At 46.2% G+C, this 2,009-nt stretch carries 3 protein-coding genes and 1 pseudogene; 3 read left to right on the top strand and 1 reads right to left on the bottom strand.

Annotated features, from left to right (window positions below; all coding sequences use genetic code 11):
• Window positions 1-646: pseudogene (locus QUB30_RS33450) on the bottom strand (hypothetical protein); the annotation flags it as partial.
• A gap of 171 nt (window positions 647-817) precedes the next feature.
• On the opposite strand from QUB30_RS33450, the gene QUB30_RS33445 reads away from it, so the two are divergent.
• From QUB30_RS33445 to QUB30_RS33435, 3 genes are read left to right on the top strand one after another with little or no spacing between them, the layout of a single operon-like run.
• The gene (locus tag QUB30_RS33445) at window positions 818-1,093 is read left to right on the top strand and encodes a hypothetical protein (RefSeq protein WP_015179741.1); all 276 of its coding nucleotides are present in this window, start codon (window positions 818-820) and stop codon (window positions 1,091-1,093) included.
• Window positions 1,094-1,132: 39 nt separating this feature from the next.
• Window positions 1,133-1,753: a Uma2 family endonuclease gene (locus QUB30_RS33440; protein ID WP_333342628.1), complete on the top strand. Its 621-nt coding sequence runs from the start codon at window positions 1,133-1,135 to the stop codon at window positions 1,751-1,753.
• Entirely contained in the window at window positions 1,740-1,889 is a 150-nt protein-coding gene (locus QUB30_RS33435; protein ID WP_333342625.1) for a hypothetical protein, read from the top strand. The genes QUB30_RS33440 and QUB30_RS33435 overlap by 14 nt, the downstream gene beginning before the upstream one ends.
• The last annotated feature ends 120 nt before the right edge of the window (window positions 1,890-2,009 follow it).

Genomic DNA, 2,009 nt, shown 5'->3' with positions numbered 1-2,009 from the left:
GAGCATCAATCGCCAAAGCGATGACCTGCTTCTTGGTCATCCCCGCAGAGCGATTCAGTATTTTCCACTTCATATCCTCTCCTCCAATAGAACTCAGGGTGTCTACTGCTTTAGCAAACTGAGCGTCTCTGCGAATTGTTTTTGGGGATGCCTTGAACTGTGCCCCCAACTTTGTCTCTGTTTTCAAGTGGTCAAAATGACCACTTGATTTTCTGTCTCCGCCGCGGGACTGTTTGGTGAGTTCGTACCAAGTGCCGCGCAAATAGCTGACTGACTCAGACGTGAGATTGCGGCGGCCCAGTTGATTGAGGAGCATCCAAACTTTGACGGTGTTAGGGCTGTCGAAAGACATCTCTACAGTTTGGTAGGGGATGCCGTGCGCCGTACAAATAGCATAGCGGTTGTGACCGTCGATGAGAATTTTTTCCTCAGCCCAAACCACCAAAGGGTCCCGACACCCTTTCTCTTGAATGCTGGCTTCTAAGGTAGCAAACTCGCTCGCACTCAAAGGAGGGATAAGCGTTTGGAAATTTGGGTCAATCCGCAGGGAGTCTGCAACAGTGTGGTGGTGCTTTCGGGTTGAGCCTCGCAAAACTACTAAAGGTTGACGCTGCTCGCTGCCCGGTGTCTCCTGAGTTGGGTGCATTTCCTAGTGCCTGCTGAGATAAGTCAACCCCTGACTTGCCAGCCCCAAAGCCAGACACCAGATTGAAGAAGTTGACTCGTATAGGTTGATTCCATATTACCTATAGTACCACGGAAATTTGCTCGTAATGTGGGATAATAAAGAAAAAAGTCGAAAGGATAATGTTGCAAAATGCCCCCAAGCAAAGGAACGCAGCTCCACCCCAACTCTCTAGCTAATTTAAAGTTAGGCGGAGGCGAACCTCGATATGAGGAGCCAAAAAAGCAAAGGAACATTCAGGTAACATCTGCGGGGTGGGAAGGTTTTCGCGCTATTGCTAGAGAGCGCGGATTGAGTTTGAGCGAGTTGATCGAACAGATTGGTAGGCGCAAGATTACTTTGACTGACGCCGAGGAACAAAGTCGCAAACAACCCACAGCCAATCTTTCAGGTATGGCGAGGCTTTGAATAAAGACGTACATTGCCGTCGGATGAGGAATAAACACAATGGTTCAATCACCTCCAAAACTTATAACTGTTGATGAATTTATTACAAACTACGGCGACAGCGATTGCTACGAACTGATTGATGGTGAATTAACCGAAATGGAACCAACAGGGCCGCACGAACAAGTATCCGGTTTTCTGGGACGAAAACTGAATGTAGAAATTGACCGCCTGGATCTACCCTACCTTATCCCCTCTCGCTGTCTCATCAAACTATTAGGAACAGCAACAGCCTTTCGCCCCGATGTGCTTGTATTAGACCAAACTCGACTAATTAATGAACATTTGTGGCAACAAGAACCTGTAATTACATCAGGTTCTTCAATTAAACTGATTGCTGAAGTTGTTAGCACTAACTGGCAGAACGATTATGCCCGCAAAGTTGAAGATTACGCCCTGCTTGGAGTGCCTGAGTATTGGATTGTTGACTATTTGGGCATTGGTGGCAGAGAATATATTGGCAAACCCAAACAGCCGACAGTTACAATTTGTACGCTGCGAGAAGACGAGTATCAAAAACAGTTGTTTCAAAATGACGATCGGCTTATTTCATCAATCTTTCCCGACTTGCAATTAACCGCACAAAAAATCTTCGCTGTCGGCAGATATGCTGCTATGTAGCTTATATCCAGGTAACGTCGGTAGGATGGAGGAAATTGGTGCGATCGCAATTGAACGGGGATTGAGTCTCAACGAGTTGATCGAACAGATTGGCAGGGGTCTGATTCCCCTTGGCAATGGTGAAAAAAGTAACTAATAGCCTGGTCAGGAAAAGGAGGGTGCCACTAAAAAAAACTTTTTATCAACTCGTTACCATAAGTTGTTTTGAAATAAAAGACTAATTGGCTTGTTGATTCCCCGAGCGTGCTAACTAACT

Source organism: Microcoleus sp. BROC3 (genome assembly GCF_036702515.1).
In the GTDB taxonomy this organism is placed as follows: Bacteria; Cyanobacteriota; Cyanobacteriia; order Cyanobacteriales; family Microcoleaceae; genus Microcoleus.
This window is presented reverse-complemented; position numbering and strand designations above follow the sequence as displayed.

Coding starts and splice junctions, on each gene's coding strand:
- QUB30_RS33445 (WP_015179741.1), top strand. CDS start 818: ATGCCCCCAAGCAAAGGAACGCAGCTCCACCCCAACTCTCTAGCTAAT.
- QUB30_RS33440 (WP_333342628.1), top strand. CDS start 1,133: ATGGTTCAATCACCTCCAAAACTTATAACTGTTGATGAATTTATTACA.
- QUB30_RS33435 (WP_333342625.1), top strand. CDS start 1,740: ATGCTGCTATGTAGCTTATATCCAGGTAACGTCGGTAGGATGGAGGAA.